Raw genomic sequence first — 21,181 nt, 5'->3', positions numbered from 1 at the left:
GTCTTCGCCAGAACCTTCGTGATCGCCGCCGTCAGCGACGTCTTGCCATGGTCAACATGGCCAATCGTCCCGATGTTGCAGTGCGGCTTGTTCCGCTCAAACTTCGCCTTCGCCATCGTCGGCTCCGCTCACCCGAACTGGCCCGTGCCGCCGACCATCGGCGCCTGGGCGACACACCACCCCGAACCCTGCCGTGCCCGCGCGCGATGGAGCGGGTGAGGGGAATCGAACCCCCGTCATAAGCTTGGAAGGCTTCTGCTCTACCATTGAGCTACACCCGCGGCCGCAGCGTCGCCGTCGGTGCACAGACAGGTCCCGGCACCGCCGGCAAATGGGGACGGCGCAGGGAGAAATGGAGGGGGTTGGATTCGAACCAACGTAGGCGCAAGCCAACGGATTTACAGTCCGTCCCCTTTAGCCACTCGGGCACCCCTCCGCGGTCCTGCGATGGCCCCCAGGCCGGCGGGTGGCGCGGGTTATCCGGTTTCATCCTGTCCTGTCAACTTGCGCGCTTCGGCCGGATCGACGCCACACGCGCTGGACAGCGGCGACGGCGGGCGCAGGATGCGGCGATGCGCCGAGGCCCGCCGCGCAGCGGCCCCCATCCCCCGTCCCCCTTCCCGCCACGCCGCGGCCCGCCCGAAGGCCGGCCGCGCGGCCCGGCGCCGCCGCCTGCGGGCGGCGTCTGGCTGCACGGGCTTCACCCCGTGGCCGCGGCGCTGGCGAATCCGGCCCGCCGGCTCAAGCGCCTGCTGCTGACCGAGGAGGCGGCGGCGGCGCTGGCCGCGCGGCTGCCGCCGCCCTGGCGCATCGCGCCCGAGGCGGTGGAGCGCAGCCGATTCGCCAGCTTCCTGCCGGAGGATGCGGTGCACCAGGGCGCCGCCCTGCTGGCCGAGCCCCTGCCCGACCTGCCGCTCGACCGCGCGCTGGAGCATGGGCCCGGCCCGGTGCTGGTGCTGGACCAGGTGACGGACCCGCGCAATGTCGGCGCCATCCTCCGCTCGGCCGCCGCCTTCGGCGCCGCCGCGCTGGTCATGCAAGACCGGCACGCGCCGCCCGAGACCGGGGCGCTGGCCCGCGCCGCCTCCGGCGCGCTGGAGATCGTGCCCGTGGTCCGGGAAGTGAACCTGGCCCGGGCGTTGGAGGCGCTGAAGAAGGCCGGGCTGTGGGTGGTGGGGCTGGCGGGGGAGGCGCCGGTGACGCTGGCCCAGGCCGGGCTCGCCGGCCGCCGCGTCGCGCTGGTGCTGGGCGCCGAGGGCGAGGGCATGCGCCGCCTGACGCGGGAGCATTGCGACGAGTTGTGCCGGTTGCCGATCTCGTCGGAGATGGAGAGCCTGAACGTCTCCGCCGCCGCCGCCGTCGCGCTGTACGAACTGGCCCGCGGGTAGAGGACTCGAGGTTTCCAAAGGCCCTTCGGCCTTTGGTGGGGGAGGGTTCGGGAGGGGGCAAAGCCCTCTCCCAGGGACCGGGAGGGACCAGGAATGACCGCCGCCGCTGACGCCATCATCGCCGCCTGGAAGGCCAGGCGCATCCTCGCCCCGCTCGGCGCCGACGCGCCGGCGACGCCCGAGGCCGGCTATGCCGTGCAGTTCGAGGTGGCGGAGCGCCTGGGCGCGGTGCCGCCGGCCGGCTTCAAGATCGGCGCCACCACGAAGCAGATGCAGGCCTATCTGGGCCTGTCGGGCCCGGCCGCCGGCTTCGTCCCGAAGGAGAGCGTGAACCCCTCCGGCACCGAATTCCGCTTCGCCGATTTCCTGAACCCGGGGGTGGAGTGCGAGATCGGCCTCCGTCTCGGCCGCGACCTGCCGGCAGGGCCGGTCACCCAGGATGCAGCCGCCGAGGCGGTGGCCGAGGTCTTCCCGGCGATCGAGATCGTCGAGCGGCGCTATGGCGACCTGGCGGAGCTGGGCACGCCGACGCTGATCGCCGACCAGGTCTTCCATGCCTCGGGCGTCATCGGCCTGCCGGTGACGGGGTGGCGAGACCTCGACCTCGGCGCCGCCAGGGGGGTGTTCCATGTCGGCGGCGCGGTGGTCGGGGAAGGGCATGGGCGGGATCTGCTGGGGCATCCGCTGGCGGCGCTGGCCTGGCTGGCCGGGTCCGGCGCGGCGCGGGCCTTCGGCGGGCTGAAGGCCGGGCAGGTGGTCTGGCTCGGCTCCGTCACTCCGCCGATCTGGCTGGATGGCCCCGGGGAGGTGGTCGCCGAGTTCGACCTGCTGGGCAGCGCGCGGCTGACCTTCCGCTGACGCCGCCCGCCGCCGGGCCGGGGCCGGCCAGCGGGCGCGAGGAAGCGCGGCGTTAACCCCGGCCGGTCCAGGATGGCGACGCCACCCGCTGCGGTGGCCGAAACGATGTCGTTGATCTTCGCCAGGATGGCGGGCCGCGATGGAAACCCCATGCCGCACGCCGAATGGACCACCCTGACCGAGGAACAGCAGCTCGCCCTGTCGCGGGAAGCGCTGCGCCGCGCCGCGGAAACCCTGGCCGACCATGCCGAAGTGCTGGCGGCCGAGATGGACATGGGCACCCTGCTCGACCGCGGCGGACCGGATGCGCTGCGCCTGTTCGCCGCGGTGGTGCGCGCCACCAACCGGGAAGCCTTCGGGCCGATCGGCCAGGCCTGACGCCGGCCGCCTGCCGCCTGCCGCCTGCCGCCTGCCGCAACGCGGCGGCTGGCGACCCTCGGCCGTTCCTGCCGCAACGGGGGGATGGGCGCGAAGCGCCTCGACGCCTCGGACAGGCCGCGGCCGCGCGGCTGCATGCGCCGCGCCGGTCGTTCCGCCTTCGGCCTTGTCGCGCTTCCCCCCCTTCGCACCCGCAAGGCGCAGAGGCCCAGGGACCCCGCCGCCGCCGCAGGCGGCCCCGGGCCCAGGCCGCCTTGCCATCCGGTCTCGCCGGCCCGGCCGGAAGCCGCATCCGAAGGCCCGGGTCATCAGGCACGCGATGATGAAGCGGCTGGCGGGGCTGTGCGGTTGTTCCTGCCCCGCTGCCTCCGGATGATGCGGCGCACTGCGCGCGCGCGTCCCGCGACGCCGCCGCCCCGCTGCGCGGTGCCCGGAGGAGTTGCCGCCGATGCCCGCCCTGTCCCGCCTGTCCCGCCCGCTGCAGGCCGGGCTTCTCGCCCTGCTGCTCTGCCTGCCGGCGCTGGTGAACGGCTTCCCGCTGGTCTTCAACGACACCGCCCATTACCTGCGCAAGCCCTTCGCCTTCGCGCAGGAACTGGCGCGCGGCCGGCTTTCGACCGATGCCGGGCAGTATCGCGGCTACATGCCGTCGCATTTCGGCGGCGGGGAGGACGGCGCGGCGGCGCCGGCGGCGGCTCCGGGCGCCGGGCAGGCCGCGCCGGTGGCGCTGTCCGGCAATCCCTTCTTCCTCCGACCGGCGCCCTACAGCCTGGCGCTGCTGCCCTTCGCCACGGCGCTGACCGTGCTGCTGGTGCCCTTCGCCCAGGCGCTGCTGGCGGTGCTGCTGGCCGGGGCCCTGCTGCGGGCGCTGCTGGGGCCGGCGCCGCCGGGCTGGGCGCGGCTGGCGATGGCGGCGGCGCTGCTGGCCTCCTCCGCGCCCTGGCTGGCCAGCCTGGTGATGCCGGATGTGCTGACCGGCTGCCTCGCCCTCTGGCTCGCGCTGCTGGTGCTGGGCGGCGACTGGCTGCGGCAGCCGTGGCGGGCGGCTGGCTTCGCGCTGCTGGGCGCCTTCCTGATCGGCAGCCATCTCAGCCACCTGCCGCTGGCCGCGGCCGGCGCCGTGGCCGGGGTCGGCGCCCGCTGGTGGCTGGACGGGCGGCGGGATGCGCTGCGCTGGTGGCGGGCGGGGATCGCCGGCCTGGCGCTGCTGGCCGCCGCCGGCGGCCTGCTGGGCACCAACCTGGCCTTCGGCAAGAAGGCCACGCTGTCGGAAAGCTCGCCACTCTTCCTGCTGGCCCGCATGGTCGGCGACGGCACGGCCGGGACGGTGCTGGAGGACGCCTGTCCGCAGGGGGCCGACTGGCTGCTCTGCCGCGATCCCGGCTTCTGGCGGCTCGACTCCGACCTGTTCCTGTGGCGGCCGGACTCGCCCTGGCTGCGGCACTGGGACCAGCGCGACCGTTTCCTGGCCGAGGCGCGGGAGATCACCGGCCGCGTGCTGCGCGAGCATCCCGGGGCGCAGGCGCGGCAGAGCCTGGCGAATGCCGCCCGGCAGCTGGTGACGCTGTGGATCGACCCGGCGCTGGTGGAGCCGCCGCAGCCGAGCTTCGTCGAGCTGCTGCGGCAGATGGGCGATCCCGCGGCGCGGCTGTCGGCGGACAGCCTGGCGAGCCGCGCCGACCCCGGCTTCGCCGCCTGGCGCCGGGCGCAGGATGTTGTGCAGCAGGCGCTGTTCTGGCTGGCGCTGGCGGGGCTGGGCGTGGCCGCCGCCCTGGCCCGCGGCGCACGGCGCGGACCGATCCTCGCCGCCGCGGCGCTGGCGGTGGCGCTGGTGCTGGGCAATGCGGTGCTGTCCGGCGCCCTGTCGGCCGTGCATGGCCGCTACCAGAGCCGGATCACCTGGCCGGTTACGCTGCTGGCCGTCGCCTCGCTCGCCGCCCTTGCGCGACCGCGCGAGACGATGGACCGCGCCGCGGCGCCACGGTATGAGCCGGGCCGGGCCGGGTTAGCACAGCGGTAGTGCAGCGGTTTTGTAAACCGAAGGCCGGGGGTTCAAATCCCTCACCCGGCACCAGCCGGCCTCGTCGCTGAGGATCCCCGGGGATCAGCATCGCGGCACCGCGCCTGGCGGTGCCGCCCTTGTCACTCACGGCAGGGGATCGTAGGGCTTCACCGTATCCACCACGCGTTGCGCTGCCGGCGTCCGCCCCATCGACACCCATCCCATCGTGCAGAACAATGCGGCGACGACAGCCGCAAGCACGACGGTTCGCCGGACACCCAGCTTCGATCCGCCCAGGGACACCGACATCCAACCCCTCCGCACCCCGGAGGGATCATGCATATCCCACCGTGTGCGTCCACATCAGATTCGCGGCATGGTTGCGAATGACACGAAGGTCACGCGCGGCCGTATGTATCCTCGATGCGTACGATGTCGTCCTCGCCCAGATAGGCGCCGGACTGCACCTCGATCAGCGTCAGCGGGATCATGCCCGGGTTCTCCAGGCGATGGACGCAGCCGAGCGGCAGGTAGATGCTCTCGTTCTCGCGCAGCAGATGCGTCTCGGCATCGCGCTGCACGATGGCGGTGCCGTTCACCACCACCCAGTGCTCGGCGCGGTGGAAATGCTTCTGCAGCGACAGCTTCTGGCCGGGCCGCACCGAGATCTTCTTCACCTGAAAGCGGTCGCCCTGGATCAGCCCTTCGTAATGGCCCCAGGGGCGGTAGATGCGGCGATGCTCCGTCGCCTCCTTGCGGCCGGCAGCGCGCAGGCGCTCGACCAGCAGCTTCACGTCCTGCGCGCGGTCGCGCGGCATGACCAGCACCGCATCCTCGGTGGTGATCACCACCGTATCCTTCAGCCCGACGACGCCGGTGAGGATCCCTTCGGATCGGACATAGCAGCCGCTGCTGTCCACCAGTTCCACCGGGCCATGCGCGACATTGCCGCCGGCATCCTTCGCCGCGACATCCCACATCGACGCCCAGGAGCCGAGGTCGGACCAGCCGATATCCGCCGGCACCACCGCGGCGCGGTCGGTCTTCTCCATCACCGCATAGTCGATGGAGATGGACGGCGCGGCGCGGAAGGCCTCGGCGCCCAGCCGCACGAAGTCGAGGTCGCCCTGCGCGCCTTCCAGCGCCGCGGCGACGGCGCGCACCACATCCGGCGCATGCCGCTCCAGCTCGGCCACCAGGGTGGCGGCGGTGGCGACGAACATGCCGCTGTTCCAGAGATGCCGGCCGCCGGCGACGAAATCCTCCGCCGCGCGCGCATCCGGCTTCTCGACGAAGCGGGCCACCGCCTGCACGCCGGCGGCGCCGGGCACATCCGCCCCGGCCTCGATATAGCCGTAGCCGGTCTCAGGCGTGGTCGGCTTCATCCCGAAGGTGACGATGCGCCCCACCTTCGCCGCCGCCACCGCGCGATCCAGCGCCGCATGTAGCGCCGGCGTGTCCTTGATGGAGGCGTCGGCGGCCATGATCCACAGCACCGCATCCGGTGACTGCGCCCGCAGCAGCAGCGCCGCCGCCGCGATGGCCGGCGCGCTGTTGCGGCCCAGCGGCTCCAGCAGGATGCGCGCGCCATCGACCTGCGCGGCGCGCAGCTGCTCGGCGACCAGGAAGCGATGCGCCTCGTTGCAGACGACGACGGGCGCGGCGAAGTCCGGGCCGCTGGCGCGCCCCGCGGTTTCCTGCAGCATGGTGCGCGCCGTCACCAGCGGCCAGAACTGCTTGGGATAGCCTTCGCGCGACAGGGGCCACAGGCGCGTGCCCGTGCCACCGGAAAGGATCACCGGAACAATCACCGCGGAGCCATCCCCTGCGCAGACACCGCCGCATTACCGCACCGGGAACCGGGCGACAATCGGGCGGAGCCGCGACCCAATAAAGGATGTTTGTTGCCAATCCATGGCCACCGGCCGGCCGGCGGCAGCGGCGCGGCAAGGCCCGCCCTGCGCGCGGCAACCGCGTCCGCCGCGCAGGCGCCCCGGGGCAAGGCGTGCCCTCGCCCCGCCCGGCCAGTCGGCATGTCCCGCGCGGCCGTCGCATCCGGCCGACGGCGCCGGCCGCCGCGGCGCGGCGTCATGCCGGCGGCCCGTCAGGCTCCGTCGCCATGCGCTCCAGGCTGCCGCCCAGCCGCGGCCGGCGTCCCGCGGCGACATCCTCGATCAGCCCGAGCAGTTCCGGCAGGCAGCGGCTGCGCAGGTCGTAGCGCTCCACCACCGTCCGCCGCGCCGCGGCGCGCAGCGGCACGTAGCTGGCCGGGCTGGCCAGCACCTTCGACACCGTCGCGGCCAGCTGCCCGGGCGCGAAGAAATCGACCAGCAGGCCGTTCTTCCCGTCCTCGATCACCTCCTGCACCGGCGGCGTGGCGGACCCGATGACGACGCATTCGTTCGCCATCGCCTCCAGCATCGACCAGGACAGCACGAAGGGATAGGTCAGGTAGACATGCGCCGCCGACAGGCCGAGCACCGCCTGCAGCTGCGCATGCGGGACCTTGCCGATGAAGTGCACGCGCGACAGGTCCAGCCGCTCGCCGAGCTCGGCCAGCATCACCTCCCGCCAGGTGCCGCCCTCCCGCGGCTTCGATCCGTAATGCGGGTCGTCGCCGCCCACCACCACCACCTGCGCCGCCGGCCGTTGCTCTAGGATCAGCGGCAGGGCGCGCATGAACATGTGGAAGCCGCGATAGGGCTCGAGGCCGCGGCCGATGAAGGTCACCACCTCGTCGCCGCGGCGGAGCGTGCGGCCATCCGGCAGGGTCAGGCTCGGATCGGGCAGGCGGCGGATCGCCTCGGTGTCGATCCCCTCATGCACCACCGACAGCTTCGCCCGCGCCCAGTCGGGGAAGCGGCTGGCCTGCCAGCGGGTGGCGGTGTGCCCCCAGTCGGAGGCCTGCAGGCAGAGCAGGTGGTTGGCGTTCAGCGTGCGGACGCGGGCCGCGTCGTCGATCGCCACCGGCCCCGGCGGGTCGAAGCCGACATCGCCGCCGGTCGAGGTGTAGTAGTATTCGTAGTAGTACAGCAGCTTCGCCTCCGGCCAGACATCGCGGAGGAAGAGCCCCTCCCCCCAGCCGGGATGGCAGCAGACGATGTCGGGGGCGAAGCCGCGTTCCTTCAGGGCCAGCGCGGCGCGCGCCACCTGCTGGCCGCGGAACAGCGCCGCCTCCAGCCGGCGAAGGTAGCGATGCGTCTTCTCCCCGGCGGCGGTGGGCGGCTGGTAGCGCAGGTGCTGCACGCCCGGCAGCGGGTCCCCCGCATTCTCTCCCAGCGCGATCACCTGCGTCCCGGGCCGGGCCGCCAGCGCCGGCGCGACATGCCGGTACTGGCCGGGGAAATTCTGGTGCACGAAGAAGGCCCGCATCGCCCGCCGATCCTGACTGCCGGCCCCGCCCGCGCCGGCCGGGCATCAGGGCGCCCGGCCGGCGCGGGGTGCGGCCCGCCGCGTCATGCACCGGCCGGCCCCGGCCTGTCCAACGGGAAGGTGATGGCCATCCACGGCCGCGGACGCGCCCGGCGCCACACGTTTGCGCGTGCGCCGCAACGACGGGGCAGGCTTTTATTTACCGTCGGGCCATGCAGCCTGCCTTCGACCGGACCGATTGGTCGGTCCTCTCCGCCCTGCTCCGGCTGGCCCAACGCGAGGGCTGGCGCGTGGAGTTCGCGCCTGACCGGATCCTGGTCAGCAGCCGTCGCGCGGCGGCGGGCATCGTCGCCCTGCCGGCGGTGCTGCTGCGGCATGCCCGCGGCGGCGGCTGGCACTGCGCCGTGCGCGGCGAGGAGGTGGCTCTGCGCCATCCCGCGGTGCGCCACCGCGTGACGCTGCGGCTCGGCGGCTGGGCCCCGGCCATCCCGGGGCCGCAGGCGGACTCCTGACGGCGCAGCGCCGACGGCGCGGCGGGCCATCGGCGGTTCGCGCAGGAACCCGGGGGCGGACAGCCTGGAAGCTGTCGACCGCGGGCCGGCGAGAGGCCCTGGCGGCGCTCGGGCCGCTCAGCGGGCGTTGGCGCTCGCTTCAGACCGCGTGGCGCCGACGCGGGCGGCCAGCGCCGCGGCCATGAAGTCGTCCAGGTCGCCGTCCAGCACCGCAGCCGGGTTGCCCTTCTCCAGGTTCGTCCGCAGGTCCTTCACCAGCTGGTAGGGCTGCAGCACGTAGTTCCGGATCTGGTGGCCCCAACCGATATCGGTCTTGCCGGCCTCGATGCTGTCGCTCACCGCCTCCCGCTTGCGCAGTTCCAGCTCGTACAGCCGCGCCTTCAGCATCTCCATGGCGATGGCGCGGTTGCGGTGCTGGCTGCGGTCCTGGGTGGAGGCGGCGACGATCCCGGTCGGGATATGCGTGAAGCGCACGCCCGATTCCGTCTTGTTCACGTGCTGGCCGCCGGCGCCGGACGCGCGGAAGGTATCGGTCTTCAGGTCGGCCGGGTTGATCTCGATCTCGATCTTGTCGTCGATCACCGGGTAGACATAGACGCTGGCGAAGCTGGTCTGCCGCTTGTCGTTGCCGCCGAAGGGGCTGATGCGCACCAGGCGGTGCACGCCGCTCTCGGTCTTCATCCAGCCGAAGGCATTCGCGCCGCTGACCTGGATGGTGGCGGACTTGATCCCCGCCTCCTCCCCGTCGCTGCGGTCGGTCACCGTCACCTTGTAGCCACGCTGCTCGGCCCAGCGCTGGTACATGCGCAGCAGCATCTCGGCCCAGTCCTGGGCCTCGGTGCCGCCGGCGCCGGCATTCACCTCGACATAGCAGTCGTTCGAATCCGCCTCGCCCGAGAGCAGGCTCTCGATCTCCCGCTTCTTCGCCTCGGTGGCCAGGGCCTGCAGGTCGGCGACGGCGGCGTCGGCGGTGGCCTGGTCGGCCTCGGCCTCCGCCAGCTCGATCAGCTCCAGCGCGTCGCGCACCGCCTGTTCGAGCTTCTGGACGCCCTCCACCTGGTCGGCCAGCCGCGTGCGCTCGCGCATCAGCTTCTGCGCGGCGGCGGCATCGTTCCAGAGATTGGGGTCTTCCGCCTGGGCGTTCAGCTCATCGAGGCGGCGAAGGGCGGCATCCCAGTCAAAGATGCCTCCTCAGCAGGGACACCGAAGCGGTGATCTGCTCGTTCAGGGATTCGGCGTCTGCGCGCATGGGCGGGAGATAGGGCCGGGCGGGCGCCCCGTCCAGCGCGGTCGCGCGCGCCGGCACCGCGCATGGCGAAAGCCTTGGCCCGGTTTCATTCGACCCGCCACCTGGCGGGCCGCTATCGTCCCTTGGCCGCGACGGAGCGCAGCCCGGCCGCCGCGGCACCGGCGGCCCCGCCCGGCGCGCGGATCGTGCGAGGCCGGGGCGGTTCCGGCGCGCCCCCCGGCGCGGGCCGGCCGGTCCTGGTGCGCCGGGCGACGTCGCGCCCCGAGGAGGTCACCCTGGCCAGCATGCCGACCGGCCCGGACGCCGCCCACCGCATCCTGGCCCGCGCCGCCTATGGCGCCCAGCCGGGGGAGGCCGCGAGCCTGGCGCGGCAGGGCCTGCCGGCGTGGCTCGACCACCAGCTTGCCCTGCCGGCGGAGGAGCCGGCGCTCGACGCCCGCCTCGCCGCGCTGCGCCTGCCCATCCGCTACCCGGCCGAGGATGGCCGCTGGCCGGCGATGGAGGACAGCCGGCCCCTCACGCGCCTCGGCCAGAGCCAGCCGGCGCTGTTCCGCCTCCGCCCGCGGGAGGACCGGCCGGTGCCGCCGCCGGAGGTGGACCGGCCGCGGCTCGAGCTCTCCGTGGCCACCCTGGTCCGCAAGGCGACGGCGGAGGCGCAGCTGCGCGAGCGCCTGGTCGAGTTCTGGCACGACCATTTCTCCGTCGCCTACACCGCGGGGCCGGCGGTCTCGCTCTCCCTGATCGAGCATGACCGGCGCATCCGCGGAGAGGCGCTGGGCAATTTCCGCGCCCTGCTGGAGGCGATGGCGACCAGCCCGGCCATGCTCTTCTACCTGAACAACCAGTCCTCCCGCGCCGGCGCGCCGAACGAGAATTACGCCCGCGAATTGCTGGAGCTGCACACGCTCGGCCGCCCCGCCTATCTCGGCGCCGCCCGCAGCGCGCGCGACGTGCCGCGCGACGCCGCCGGCCAGCCCGCCGGCTATGTCGATGCCGATGTCTGGGAGGCGGCGCGGGCCTTCACCGGCTGGACCGTCGCCGCCGGCCAGGCGCTCGACCCCGGCCGCCGCCTGCCCGACAGCGGGGAGTTCGCCTTCGTCGAGCCCTGGCACGACCCCTACCAGAAGCTGTTCCTCGGCCGGCCGCTCGACCCCTTCGCCGGCGCCATGGCGCATGGCCGGGCGGTGCTGGACATACTGGCCGGGCACCCGGCGACCGCCCGCTTCGTCTGCGGCAAGCTGGTCCGCTTCCTGGTCGGCGACCCGGCGCCGGAGCCGGTGGTGGCGCGCGCCGTCGCCGCCTTCCGGGCGCAGGCGGCGGCGCCCGACCAGATCGCCCGGACCGTGCGCGCCATCCTGGCGGGGCCGGAGATCGCCGACCCGCGGCTCGGGCGCATGCGGCGGCCGCTGGACGCGCTGGCGGCCGCGGCGCGCGCCTATGCCGTGCCGCTGGCACCCGGCGCCGCCGTGTTCGGCCAGATGGCGGCGGCCGGGCAGCTGCCCTTCGGCTGGGCCTCGCCGGATGGCCAGCCCCTGGAGGCCGAGCTCTATGCCGGCGCCGGGGCGCTGCGCAGCCGCTGGGCCCTGCTGGCCGGGCTGGCGCGGGCCGGGATGGGCGCCGGCCCGTCGCCACTGTTCGAGCCGATAGCGGGCCAGCCGGCGCCGGAAGTGGCCGGGCACCTCGCCGCCCTCGCCCTCGGCCCTGCCGGAGGGCCGGTGGCCGCGACGGTGGCGCGGGTCTGGGCGGAGGCCGGGCGGCCGGACCGCCCCGCGACGGCCGAGGTGGCTGAACTGGCCGGCTGGGTGCTGGCCGCCCCCGCCTTCCAGCGGAGCTGAGCGGCGATGCCGCCCTGCCAGCGCAACCTGCCGAGCATGAAGGGACGCGCCGCGCCATGACCCTGCTGCTGGACCGCCGCGGCCTGCTGCGCGCCGGCCTCGGCGCCGCCGCCCTGCCCGGGCTGCGCGGCCTGGCCTTCGCCGCCGCCCCGGCGCCCGCGGTGCCGCTGCTCATCCTCGTCTTCCTGCGCGGCGGGATGGACGGGCTACACCTGCTCTCGCCCGCCGACGATGCCCGCTTCGTGGACCTCCGCGCGGCCGGGCTGCGCACCGCGGCGGCGGGCGAGCGCGCCGGCGCGCGGCTGGACGCCTCCCCCGCCACCGATTTCCGCCTACATCCGGATGCCGCGCCGCTGGCCGGGATCTGGCAGGACGGCCGCATGGCCATCTGGCCGGCCGCCGGCCTGCCGCAGCCGACCCGCAGCCATTTCGAGGCGCAGGCGCTGATGGGCCGCGGCCTCGGCCACCAGGGGGAGGCGGGGCGGGCGGACGCGGCGCGGCGGGGCTGGCTGGGCGCCTGGGCCGAGGCGGTGGGCGGCGCCGCGCCGGTGGTCGCGCTCTCCGGCCAGGACCGCCCGGTGGCGGAGTTGCTCGGCAGCGCGCGCAGCCTGGCGCTGCCGACCCTGGCGCGCGGCGCCGATCTGCCCGGCGGCGCCTTCGGCGAGGCGATGCTGGCGGCGCTGCATGCCGGCGCGCCGGGACCGGAGGCGGCGGCAGGGCGGGCGGCGCTGGCCGCGCTGCACGGGCTGGACCGGCTGCTGCCGCGCAACGCCGCAGGGCAGGTGCAGCCCTATGCACCCGCCCCAGGGGTCGACTACGGCCCGGCCGCCGAATTCGGCCGCGGCCTCGCCACCGTGGCGCAGGTGGCGAAGCTGGATCCCGGGCTGACCGCCGCGGCGGTGGACCTGGGCGGCTGGGACACGCATGAGAACCAGGCGGGCCGCCTGGCCCAGCGGGTGCGCGTCCTGGCGAATGGCCTCGCCGCGCTCGATGCCGACCTGGCGGACCTGCCTCGGCGCTGGGGCGTGGTGGTGGTCAGCGAATTTGGCCGGCGGCTGCGGCCGAACCGCAGCGGCGGCACGGATCATGGCCGGGCCGGCACCGTCCTCGCCTTCGGCGGCGGCGGCCGGCGGCGCTTCGGCCTGGGTCGGGAATTCGGCCCCTGGCCGGGCCTGGCGCCGGAGGCGCTGGAGGAGGGCGTGGACCTGCGCGTCGCCACCGACTACCGCGACGTCTTCCGCCGGGTGATCGCCGACCTCGCGCCCGGGGCGCCCGCGCCCTTCGGCTGAGCCGCGGCCCGCCGCCCCGGAACGGCGTCAGGCAAGTGCCATGGAGGCCGGGCGCCCGGACGGGCGCCGCCGACCGTGCCGCCCCGCCGCGGTTCGCGGCGCGGCCCAAGGCGAAGGGGGCGCCGGAGGTGGGGCCGCTGATCGGTCACGATCGACGGCCGCCAGGATCAGTACAGTCCGCCGAGGCCCTGTTCGGTGGTGCCGGCCGTCGCCGCGGCGCCGTCGCCGCCCACCGGCCGGGCGCTGTTCTCGGTGCCCGGGCGGAAGGCCTCCATGATGGTCGCGCCGCCATCCTGCACCCGCACCAGCGCCACGCCCGGCGGGGCGCGGAAGGGCACCGGCGGGCTGTCCTTCAGCGCCGCCGCCAGCACGTCGCGGAACACCACGGTCGCGTTCTGCCCGCCGGTCTCGCCACGGCCCAGCGAGCGCGGCTCGTCGAAGCCGAGCCAGACGGCCACCACGATGTCCGGGGTGAAGCCGACGAACCAGTTGTCGACGTAGTCGTTCGTCGTGCCGGTCTTGCCGGCCACCGGCCGGTTCAGCCCCTGCGCCGCCCGCGTGCCGGTGCCGCGCTGCACCACGCCGGTCAGGATGTTCGTCATCTGGTAGGCGGCGATCGGGTCGGTGATCTGCGGGCGGTTGTCGGAAAGCTCGGGCGGCGCCTCCCCCGGCGCGTCGCAGCCCTGGCAGCCGCGGGCGTCGCTGCGCCAGATCACCTTGCCGCGGCGGTCCTGCACGCTGTCGACGAAGGTCGGCACCACCTTGCGGCCGCCGCTGGCGAAGCCGGCATAGGCGGCGGCCATGCGCAGCACCGTCGTCTCGCCGGACCCGAGCGACATCGCCAGGTAGCGCGGCATCGCGTCGATGACGCCGAAGCGCGCCGCGGTCTCCGAGACCTTGGCCATGCCGACTTCCTGCGCCACGCGGATGGTCACCAGGTTCAGCGACCGCTCGAGCGCGGTGCGGATGGTGACATAGCCGTTGAAGCTGCCCTCGGTGTAGTTGGACGGGCGCCAGAGCCCCTGCGGGGTCATCACCTCGATCGGCCCGTCGAGGAAGCGCTGGGTCGGCGGCACGCCGGCCTCCAGCGCCGGGAGATAGACGAAGGGCTTGAAGGAGGACCCGGGCTGCCGCAGCGCCTGGGTCGCGCGGTTGAACTGGCTGCGGTCGAAGGACCAGCCGCCGGCCATGGCCAGCACGCGGCCGGTCTGCGGGTCGAGCGCGACCACCGCCCCCTCGATCTGCGGCACCTGGCGCAGCACCAGCCGCTCCGGCCGTCCCGGCGTGCGGCCCTGGGCGGGGACCGCCGGCAGCACCTCCACCGGCACCACCTCCCCCACCGCCAGCACGTCCTGCATCCGCCGCGGCACCGGGCCCAGCCGCCCCTCGCCCAGCGCCTTGCGGGCCCAGGCGGCATCCTCCAGCGCCAGGGTGGCGGTGCGGGGCTGGGACGGGCCGCGCGGATCGGGCCGCTCCACCCAGCCGAGGCGGGCATCGGTGGCGCGCATCTCCAGCACCACCGCCAGCTTCCATTCCGGCAGCACCCCGCCGGGGCGCGGCACCGCCTCCAGCTGCGGCATCCAGTCGGCGGCGCCGGCGGAGATGCGGGCGACCGGCCCGCGCCAGCCGCCGCGCCGGCGGTCATAGGCCGAGAGCCCGTTGCGCAGCGCCTGTTCCGTCGCCGCCTGCAGCGCCGGATCCATGGAGGTGCGGACGACCAGGCCGCCCTGCGTCGTCTGCTCCTGCCCGAAGCGGTTGATCAGCTCGCGCCGCACCTCCTCGGTGAAGTGCTGGCCGACCGGCACCACCTCGGGCCGCCGAAGCGGCCGAGGCTGGATCGGTTCGGCCTTGGCGGCCTGCGCCTCCTCCCGCGTCACGGCGCCGTCCTCGGCCATGCGGTCCAGCACCCAGTCGCGCCGGGCGCGGGCGGCTTCCGGGAAGCGCAGCGGGTTGTAGTTGTTGGGCGCCTTCGGCAGCGCGCCGAGGAAGGCCATCTCCCCCAGCGTCAGCTCGTCGAGGCCCTTGTTGAAATAGGCCTGCGCCGCCGCCGCCACGCCATAGGCCTGGTAGCCCAGGAAGATCTCGTTCAGGTACAGCTCGAGGATGCGCTCCTTCGGCAGCGCCTCCTCGATCCGGACGGCCAGGATCGCCTCCCGCGCCTTGCGCAGCAGGGTGCGGTCGGCGCCGACCAGCATGTTCTTGGCGACCTGCTGGGTGATGGTGGAGGCGCCGACGGCGCGCCGCCCGGTGCCGTACTGCTCCAGGTTGGTGAAGACCGCGCGGGCGATGCCCAGCGGGTCGACGCCGTGGTGGTCCCAGAAGCGCTGGTCCTCGGCGCTGACGAAGGCGGCCTGCAGCCGCTTCGGGATGGCCTCCACCGGCACGAAGACCCGCCGTTCCGCCGCCAGCTCGGCCAGCAGGCGGCTGTCGGCGGCGTAGATGCGCGACATCTGCGGCGGCTGGTAGTCGGCCAGCCAGCGGTAGTCGGGCAGGTCGGAGGCGACATGGGTGTAGAGCCCGACGCCGGCGATGCCGCCGCCGACCAGGCCGATGGCGGCCAGGCCCAGCACCGCGCGCAGCAGCCCACCCAGCAGGCTGCGGCGGCGGCGCGGCCGCGCCGGCTTGGCCGGCCGCGCCTGGCCGCGCGTCTCCGGCGGCTCGGACGGGTGTTCCGGCAGGGGTTCGGCACGATCGTCGCGGGGGGACATGGCGGCCTCTTACACCGCTTTGCTTTCGCAAGCGATCACGCCCCGGAGTGCCCGGCCGGTCACTCCGGCTTCCGCCGCCAGACCTCGGCAAGGCCGCCGGGGGCCGAGCGGAAAACCGGCTCGAACTGCGCCCGCAGCTCGGCCAGCACCTCGGCCGCCAGCGGGTCGCGGGCCGCCAGCGCCGCCGGGTCCAGCCCGCCGGTCCAGAGCAGGAGGTAGTCGATGTCCCGCCCGGTCGCCGCCCGCAGCCGGGCGCGATGGCCGGCCAGCCCGCCCGGCACCTGCTGCTCGTGCAGGGACCAGTCGAGCTGCCCCACCCCCGGCACCGCCGCCAGGGCCGGGCGGGTGTGCAGGCGGAAGATCCGCCACTTGGCCAGCCACTGGTAGTTGCCGAGGTCGAGGATGTCCCGCTGCCCCACGACCCGTCCGGGATGGATGAAGGGGGAGAAGCGGATGCGGAACCCGCCCAGGTGGTGCGCCGGCGTCTCGTGCGGCGCGGTGGGGCGGGAGGTGACCCAGGACAGCCGCAGCACATCCAGCACCGATCCGTCCGGGATCTCGGCCTCGGCCGCCCGCATCTCGGCGATGCGGCCGGCCAGCGCCTGGTGGCCGAGGCTGCGCGTGACGACCAGAGACATGCCGGCGGCCAGGGCGAGCGCCAGGATCGGCCTGCGCCAGGCGGCGGGCAGCCCGGCCCGCAGGAACCAGAGGAAGAGCAGCCCCTGCAGGAAGGGCGCCAGCCGCATCGGGATCTGCGGCACCGCCCCGGTGTCGATCGGCAGGACCAGGGTGAGCACCGCCAGGGCGGCGGCGCCCGCCAGCGCCCAGCGGGCCGCGGGGTCCGCGGCGCCGCGCCGCAGCCACCAGGCAGCGGCGGCCAGCATCGCCAGGTTCAGCAGGCCGAGCAGGACCAGGTCGCTCCACCAGAACCAGGCGACGTCGCCGCGCAGCAGCAGCGCCGCCAGTTGCCGCCGCGGCGCCCAGGTGGCCTGCGCCGTCAGCTCCCCGCCCGGCATGGTGACGACATAGAGCAGGACGAGGCCGATGACCGGCAGGGCGAAGCCGGCCAGCATCGCCTCCGCCCGCGCGGGCCAGGGGCGGCCGCCCTGCCGCCAGCGCCCCAGGGCCAGGGCGGCGAGGCCGCCGAAGGTCCCGGCCAGCAGCGGCACCGCGAGCTGGATGTTGGCGAGGCAGCCGGGCAGCGCGGCGGCCAGGTAGAGCAGGCCGAAGCGCGCCCGCCCCGTCTCCAGCAGGCGCATGGCGGCGGCGGCGGCGACCAGGCCGCCGGCGATCGCCAGCACCAGGTTGAAGGACCCCATGTAGAGCATGAGGGGGGCGCAGAGCAGCGTGCCGATGGCCAGGTCGCCCGGGCGCCCCCGCAGCAGCCGGTGCGCCAGCAGCACCGCGCCCAGCAGCAGCAGCGTCAGGCCCAGGGCCAGCAGCCATTCCGCCCGCAGCGGGTCGACCTGCCGCAGCAGCCAGGACAGGGCGTGCAGCGCGCCGCCATTGCTCAGCCCCGGATCGCGTTCCTGCAGCGCGGCGGCGACGACGGGGGCGGTGCCGGCGCGGATGCGGTCCAGCAGCAGCGCCGTCTCGATATGCGGCGGGCCGTCCTGGCTGGGGAAGGTCCCCGCCGCCAGGAAGGGCAGCAGCGGGGCGGCGGCGCAGGCCGCCAGCAATGCGCGGCGACCCGCCGTTCGGGCCGGCGCCAGGCCTGGGTCCGGCGCCAGGGCGCCGGCCGGACGCTCGAAGCTCACGGCGGGGGGGTCGCCGGCATGGTCAGTAGCGCAGCGGGACCATGAGCGCCTCGAGGAAAGGCAGCTCGACGAAGGTCAGCACCGCCACCACGACGCCGAGCAGGGCGCAGAAGGCCATGAAGCGGCGTTCGCGGTGCAGCTTCTCCGGCGCCTGCGCGGCGCTGTCCGACCGCAGCGCGATCGCCAGGTACCAGGTGAAGAGCGCGGCGAAGAAGGGCAGCGCCAGGACGTATTCGATGCGGTACTTCACCAGGAAGACGCCCAGCAGGAAGCTCGCCAGCAGGGCGTAAAAGAAGGAGGACAGGAGCAGCGTGTCCTCGGTGTAGAAGCGGAAGCTGCGGCGGTAATTGCCGGCCATCTCCGGGTTGCCGATCCGCCGGTATTCGGAATAGCGCTTCATCGCCATGAGGAAGGCGCCGCCGAACCAGTAGGCGAGGATGAGCGAGGAGGGCGGCAGCGCATCCGGGATGATGGCGAACCAGCCCATCAGCAGCCGCAGCGGGTTGTTCACGCTTTCCGACAGCACGTCGAGATAGGCGCGGTCCTTGGTGCGGATCGGCGGCACGTTGTAGAGGATGCCCATCCCGAGCAGGACCCAGGCGGTCAGCAGGAAGGGCCGCCCCAGCAGCATGGCGATGCCGAGGCCGGCCGCCGCCAGCAGCAGGTACTGCAGCGCGACGATGCGGCGGTCCAGCCGCCCCTGTGCGCCGGGCCGCGCCTGCTTCAGCGGGTGGAAGCGGTCGGTCGCCGCGTCCAGGTATTCGTTGATGGTGTAGTTGGCGCTGGCGATCAGGCACAGCGCCACCAGCGCGGCGAGCACGGCGCCGATCGCCGAGGGCTGCCAGACCTGGCCGAGCACCATCGCCAGCGCCGCACCCGGCAGCATGAAGATGTTCTTGATCCAATGGTCCGGCCGCGCGATGCGCAGGTAGTCGGAAGCACGGCCGCCGCCGCGCGCGAGGATGCTGTCGCTCAATGCCTTGCGGTCCCGATCTGCGGCGCCGCGGCGGCAGGGGGGTGCCGCGGCCCTGGTGGGGTCGGGGTCAGCACTAGCCGCCCGGCGGGCCGGGCGGGGCGCAGCAGGTCGTGAACTGGTGGCCGCTAGCGCAATCGTGGCGACCGGCGATCAAATATATCAACCCTGGATAGAACTATAATACTGTATTTGGCCTCGTTCTGGATTTTCGCCGTCCCGCACCGGGACTGTCCGGCAGACGGCGGGGCATGACGCCGGGCCGGGTAAGGGCGGGCCAGGCCCGACATCCGAAGCGGGCGGGCAGGAGGCGGTGGCGGCGGATGCCCGGGGCGGAAGGCCGGATCGCGGCCGCGCCTTCATGCCGCGCCGCGATGCCGGCAGCCGCCGGCCAGGGCATCAGCCGGGCGCGGTATCCGCCCCCACCCCCGCCTGCAGCGCTCGCCGGGCATCGAGGAAATGATGCACCGTCTCCGCCAGGGCGGCGGCGACGCGGGCGCGATGCGCCGGCCGGTTCAGCGCCGCCTCGTCCTGCGGATGGCTGAGGAAGCCCATCTCCACCAGCGCCGAGGGCACGTCCGGCGCCTTCAGCACCACGAAGCCGGCCCGGCGATGGGTGTTGGGGAGCAGCGGCACCTCCCCCTCCAGCGCCGCCACGGCCAGCCGGGCGAGCCGTTCCGACCCCGTGCGCGTCTCCTGCCGCATCAGGCTCAGCAGGATCCGCTGCACCTCGGGCGGGACGGAGGGCAGCCGCAGGCCGCCCTTCCGGTCGGCGGCATTCTCCCGCTGCGCCAATGCCGCCGAGAGGCTGTCGGAGGCGGTCTCCGACAGGGTGTAGACGCTCGCGCCGCGGGCGCCGGGGGCGGAATCGGCGTGCAGAGAGAGGAACAGCGCCGCCTCCCGCTTGCGCGCCATCTCGATCCGGTCGCCGAGCGGGACGAAGACGTCGCGGGAGCGGGTGAGGACCACCCGGCAGCGGCCACCCGCCTCCAGCTGGCGCTTGAGCTCGAGCGCCGCGGCCAGGGTGATCCGCTTCTCCAGCGTGCCGCGGCCACCGATGGTGCCGGGATCCTTCCCGCCATGCCCGGGGTCGAGGACGATGAGCGGCAGCGGCGCCCGGGATGGCGTGGCCGCGGCGAGCACCCGTCCATCCGCCAGGCGGGCGAAGCCGGCGGCCGGGCCGCGCGCCAGCTCGATGGTCAGGCGGCCGCCCGCCTCCCGCAGCACAGGGGGCGCCACCGGGCCCGACAGCAGGATCACAAGCTGGTGAGCTTGCGGCGTGCCGCGCCGCTCCAGTGCCCGGATCAGCCCGGCGCCGGGCTGCCGCGCGGCGCCCTCCGGCGGCAGGCCGGGCAGGTCGAGCAGCAGGCGCGGCGGATCGGCGGCGGCGGAGAGCGACCAGGCGACCGGCCGGCCGAGCGGCAGCACCAGGCGGGTGCGGCCGCCGGCCGCGGTGATCTGCGGGCGCGCGGCGGCAGCCGGCGTCGCCACCAGGGCGACGGCCAAGCCCAGCAGCGACCGGCGGCCCGGTCCTGCCTTCGATGCCGGCGGGTCCAGCCCCACCCCCCGGCCGGCCAGGTCCTGGCCCATGCGTCGCACCCTCCCCCGAAGATGCAGGCGGGGGCCTAGCAGGCCGGCGCGAGTCGGCGCCACCGCCAAGATGCGCCGACCGGAATGGCGGGGCCTGGGCGCCCGCCCTGCCCCGGAAAACAAGACGTGCGCGCCCTCGTGCCGCCCCGCCGAGCCCTGTGGTCCGCGGTTTGCGTGGCCGGGCCATGCGTCGGCCTTGTGAAACCCGGCGGCGCTCGCCTATGGTGAGTCGCCCCGGCGGCGCCCGCTGCCGGCGGAGGTATGGGCGCGGTCGCGCCGGCAGGACCCGGCCACGCGGTTGGCGGATCCCCGGCACGGCCAGCGGCACATCCGGCTTGGGGTCGGCCTGTTCTTGGTCGCACCCGCGTTTCGCCGGACCGCCATGCCAGCCCCCCGCGCCTTGCGGGCCGGGCCGGCTTGCCAGCCTCCGTCCCCGCGGGACCTGTCGCGCCCAGACCCTCGGCCGCATCCTCCTCTCACGGGACGGCCCCCGGTGCCAGCGTGACCGACGCCGCTTCGCCCCTTGCCGGGCGTCGCGCCTTGCGCGTGGGCACGAACCTGGGGCGCCGTCCCGGGTGACCGCCGCATGCCCCGCTGGCGCGCCGGTTGCCTGTGGCCCGCCCCGCCGAGAGAGGACGGGACCGGCGCGCATGGAGGCATGGCTTGCTTGATGCCGGCGCGATGCGGTCGTCCTTGATCGGGCCACGCCACCCCGATCCGCCGGGACGCGCCGCTGGCGCCGCGCCCGGCACGGAGCCATTGCTTCGATGACAAAGCGCATGCTGATCGACGCATCCCACGCGGAAGAAACCCGCGTGGTGGTGCTGGACGGCAACCGGCTGGAGGAATTCGACCTCGAAGCCGCCACGCGGCGCCCGCTGAAGGGCAACATCTACCTGGCCAAGGTGGTGCGGGTGGAACCGAGCCTGCAGGCCGCCTTCGTGGAATACGGCGGCAACCGGCACGGCTTCCTCGCCTTCAGCGAGATCCATCCGGACTACTACCTGATCCCGGTCGCCGACCGGCAGCGCCTGCTGGAGATGCAGGCGGCCGAGGCGCGCGAGGAGGATGAGGAGGACGAGGACGCGCCGCCGGAATCGGCGATGGACCGCGCCGCCGAGCCGGCGGCGGAACCGGCGGCCGAGCCGGACGCCGGCGAGAGCGTGGCGGCGGCCGAGGCCTCGCCGCTCGAGGCCGGGCAGCAGGGGTCGGCCACCGACGCCGCGCCGGCGTCGATCGACGCGCAGGCGGAACCGCCCGCCGCAGAGGC

16 protein-coding genes, 3 tRNA genes and 1 pseudogene are annotated in these 21,181 nt (G+C 74.7%); 9 read left to right on the top strand and 11 right to left on the bottom strand.

Annotated elements, in window-relative coordinates:
• The 3 genes from E2C05_RS16395 to E2C05_RS16385 form a co-directional block, all read right to left on the bottom strand.
• The coding region (locus E2C05_RS16395; RefSeq protein WP_133220722.1) for a GTP-binding protein at positions 1–116 on the bottom strand (116 nt) is incomplete at its 3' end.
• Between the two features lie 91 nt (positions 117–207).
• Positions 208–281, bottom strand: a tRNA-Gly gene (locus tag E2C05_RS16390).
• Positions 282–353: 72 nt separating this feature from the next.
• A tRNA-Tyr gene (locus E2C05_RS16385) sits at positions 354–436 on the bottom strand.
• Between the two features lie 271 nt (positions 437–707).
• Between E2C05_RS16385 and E2C05_RS16380 the strand changes: the two genes are divergently transcribed.
• The 5 genes from E2C05_RS16380 (at position 708) to E2C05_RS16360 (ending at position 4,698) form a co-directional block, all read left to right on the top strand.
• The gene (locus E2C05_RS16380; protein ID WP_133220721.1) at positions 708–1,388 is read left to right on the top strand and encodes a TrmH family RNA methyltransferase; all 681 of its coding nucleotides are present in this window, start codon (positions 708–710) and stop codon (positions 1,386–1,388) included.
• 93 nt (positions 1,389–1,481) lie between these two features.
• A complete protein-coding gene (locus E2C05_RS16375) occupies positions 1,482–2,246 on the top strand; it encodes a 2-keto-4-pentenoate hydratase (RefSeq protein WP_133220720.1) in 765 nt (254 codons plus the stop codon).
• Between the two features lie 150 nt (positions 2,247–2,396).
• Positions 2,397–2,624, top strand: coding sequence for a hypothetical protein (locus E2C05_RS16370; RefSeq protein ID WP_133220719.1), 228 nt, complete (start codon positions 2,397–2,399; stop codon positions 2,622–2,624).
• Positions 2,625–3,072: 448 nt separating this feature from the next.
• The gene (locus E2C05_RS16365; protein WP_133220718.1) at positions 3,073–4,644 is read left to right on the top strand and encodes a hypothetical protein; all 1,572 of its coding nucleotides are present in this window, start codon (positions 3,073–3,075) and stop codon (positions 4,642–4,644) included.
• Positions 4,624–4,698, top strand: a tRNA-Thr gene (locus tag E2C05_RS16360). Before E2C05_RS16365 ends, E2C05_RS16360 begins: the two co-directional genes overlap by 21 nt.
• Before the next feature lie 72 nt (positions 4,699–4,770).
• Here E2C05_RS16360 and E2C05_RS33040 read toward each other — a convergent pair.
• From E2C05_RS33040 to E2C05_RS16350, 3 genes are all read right to left on the bottom strand, one after another.
• The gene (locus E2C05_RS33040; RefSeq protein WP_158292167.1) at positions 4,771–4,935 is read right to left on the bottom strand and encodes a hypothetical protein; all 165 of its coding nucleotides are present in this window, start codon (positions 4,933–4,935) and stop codon (positions 4,771–4,773) included.
• Between the two features lie 89 nt (positions 4,936–5,024).
• Positions 5,025–6,437: a mannose-1-phosphate guanylyltransferase/mannose-6-phosphate isomerase gene (locus E2C05_RS16355; protein ID WP_240046764.1), complete on the bottom strand. Its 1,413-nt coding sequence runs from the start codon at positions 6,435–6,437 to the stop codon at positions 5,025–5,027.
• 277 nt (positions 6,438–6,714) lie between these two features.
• Complete coding sequence (locus E2C05_RS16350; RefSeq protein ID WP_133220716.1) at positions 6,715–7,998, bottom strand: glycosyltransferase family 4 protein; 1,284 nt, start codon at positions 7,996–7,998, stop codon at positions 6,715–6,717.
• Between the two features lie 212 nt (positions 7,999–8,210).
• Between E2C05_RS16350 and E2C05_RS16345 the strand changes: the two genes are divergently transcribed.
• On the top strand, positions 8,211–8,510 hold the full coding sequence (locus E2C05_RS16345; protein ID WP_133220715.1) for a hypothetical protein: 300 nt from the start codon (positions 8,211–8,213) through the stop codon (positions 8,508–8,510).
• A 117-nt stretch (positions 8,511–8,627) separates the two neighbouring features.
• On the opposite strand, the gene prfB is transcribed toward E2C05_RS16345, so the two are convergent.
• A protein-coding gene (prfB, locus tag E2C05_RS16340) for a peptide chain release factor 2 (RefSeq protein ID WP_133220714.1) occupies positions 8,628–9,759 on the bottom strand; the annotation gives its coding sequence in 2 pieces (ribosomal slippage) (positions 8,628–9,689 and positions 9,691–9,759; 1,131 coding nt in all).
• Positions 9,760–10,043: 284 nt separating this feature from the next.
• On the opposite strand from prfB, the gene E2C05_RS16335 reads away from it, so the two are divergent.
• Positions 10,044–11,594, top strand: coding sequence for a DUF1800 domain-containing protein (locus E2C05_RS16335; RefSeq protein WP_158292166.1), 1,551 nt, complete (start codon positions 10,044–10,046; stop codon positions 11,592–11,594).
• 56 nt (positions 11,595–11,650) lie between these two features.
• Positions 11,651–12,883 carry a DUF1501 domain-containing protein gene (locus E2C05_RS16330; protein ID WP_133220712.1) on the top strand — a complete coding sequence of 411 codons (1,233 nt, stop codon included), beginning with the start codon at positions 11,651–11,653 and terminating at the stop codon, positions 12,881–12,883.
• Between the two features lie 167 nt (positions 12,884–13,050).
• Here the strand turns inward: E2C05_RS16330 and E2C05_RS16325 are convergent, their stop codons facing one another.
• The 4 genes from E2C05_RS16325 to E2C05_RS16310 form a co-directional block, all read right to left on the bottom strand.
• Complete coding sequence (locus tag E2C05_RS16325) at positions 13,051–15,591, bottom strand: penicillin-binding protein 1A (RefSeq protein ID WP_133220711.1); 2,541 nt, start codon at positions 15,589–15,591, stop codon at positions 13,051–13,053.
• A gap of 59 nt (positions 15,592–15,650) precedes the next feature.
• Positions 15,651–17,348, bottom strand: coding sequence for a hypothetical protein (locus E2C05_RS16320; protein ID WP_133220710.1), 1,698 nt, complete (start codon positions 17,346–17,348; stop codon positions 15,651–15,653).
• Between the two features lie 22 nt (positions 17,349–17,370).
• Complete coding sequence (locus E2C05_RS16315; RefSeq protein WP_200306205.1) at positions 17,371–18,324, bottom strand: UbiA family prenyltransferase; 954 nt, start codon at positions 18,322–18,324, stop codon at positions 17,371–17,373.
• 396 nt (positions 18,325–18,720) lie between these two features.
• Entirely contained in the window at positions 18,721–19,911 is a 1,191-nt protein-coding gene (locus E2C05_RS16310; RefSeq protein ID WP_133220709.1) for an N-acetylmuramoyl-L-alanine amidase family protein, read from the bottom strand.
• Between the two features lie 767 nt (positions 19,912–20,678).
• On the opposite strand from E2C05_RS16310, the pseudogene E2C05_RS34670 reads away from it, so the two are divergent.
• Positions 20,679–21,181 (top strand): annotated as a pseudogene (locus E2C05_RS34670) (S1 RNA-binding domain-containing protein); the annotation flags it as partial.

Source organism: Paracraurococcus ruber (genome assembly GCF_004353985.1).
In the GTDB taxonomy this organism is placed as follows: domain Bacteria; phylum Pseudomonadota; class Alphaproteobacteria; order Acetobacterales; family Acetobacteraceae; genus Paracraurococcus; species Paracraurococcus ruber.
This window is presented reverse-complemented; position numbering and strand designations above follow the sequence as displayed.

What these genes read in the sequence shown, in the direction of transcription:
- E2C05_RS16310 (WP_133220709.1), bottom strand. Translation starts at nt 19,911, where the DNA reads ATGGGCCAGGACCTGGCCGGCCGGGGGGTGGGGCTGGACCCGCCGGCA.
- E2C05_RS16335 (WP_158292166.1), top strand. Translation starts at nt 10,044, where the DNA reads ATGCCGACCGGCCCGGACGCCGCCCACCGCATCCTGGCCCGCGCCGCC.
- E2C05_RS16370 (WP_133220719.1), top strand. Translation starts at nt 2,397, where the DNA reads ATGCCGCACGCCGAATGGACCACCCTGACCGAGGAACAGCAGCTCGCC.
- E2C05_RS16365 (WP_133220718.1), top strand. Translation starts at nt 3,073, where the DNA reads ATGCCCGCCCTGTCCCGCCTGTCCCGCCCGCTGCAGGCCGGGCTTCTC.
- E2C05_RS16325 (WP_133220711.1), bottom strand. Translation starts at nt 15,591, where the DNA reads ATGTCCCCCCGCGACGATCGTGCCGAACCCCTGCCGGAACACCCGTCC.
- E2C05_RS33040 (WP_158292167.1), bottom strand. Translation starts at nt 4,935, where the DNA reads ATGTCGGTGTCCCTGGGCGGATCGAAGCTGGGTGTCCGGCGAACCGTC.
- E2C05_RS16350 (WP_133220716.1), bottom strand. Translation starts at nt 7,998, where the DNA reads ATGCGGGCCTTCTTCGTGCACCAGAATTTCCCCGGCCAGTACCGGCAT.
- E2C05_RS16330 (WP_133220712.1), top strand. Translation starts at nt 11,651, where the DNA reads ATGACCCTGCTGCTGGACCGCCGCGGCCTGCTGCGCGCCGGCCTCGGC.
- E2C05_RS16375 (WP_133220720.1), top strand. Translation starts at nt 1,482, where the DNA reads ATGACCGCCGCCGCTGACGCCATCATCGCCGCCTGGAAGGCCAGGCGC.
- E2C05_RS16345 (WP_133220715.1), top strand. Translation starts at nt 8,211, where the DNA reads ATGCAGCCTGCCTTCGACCGGACCGATTGGTCGGTCCTCTCCGCCCTG.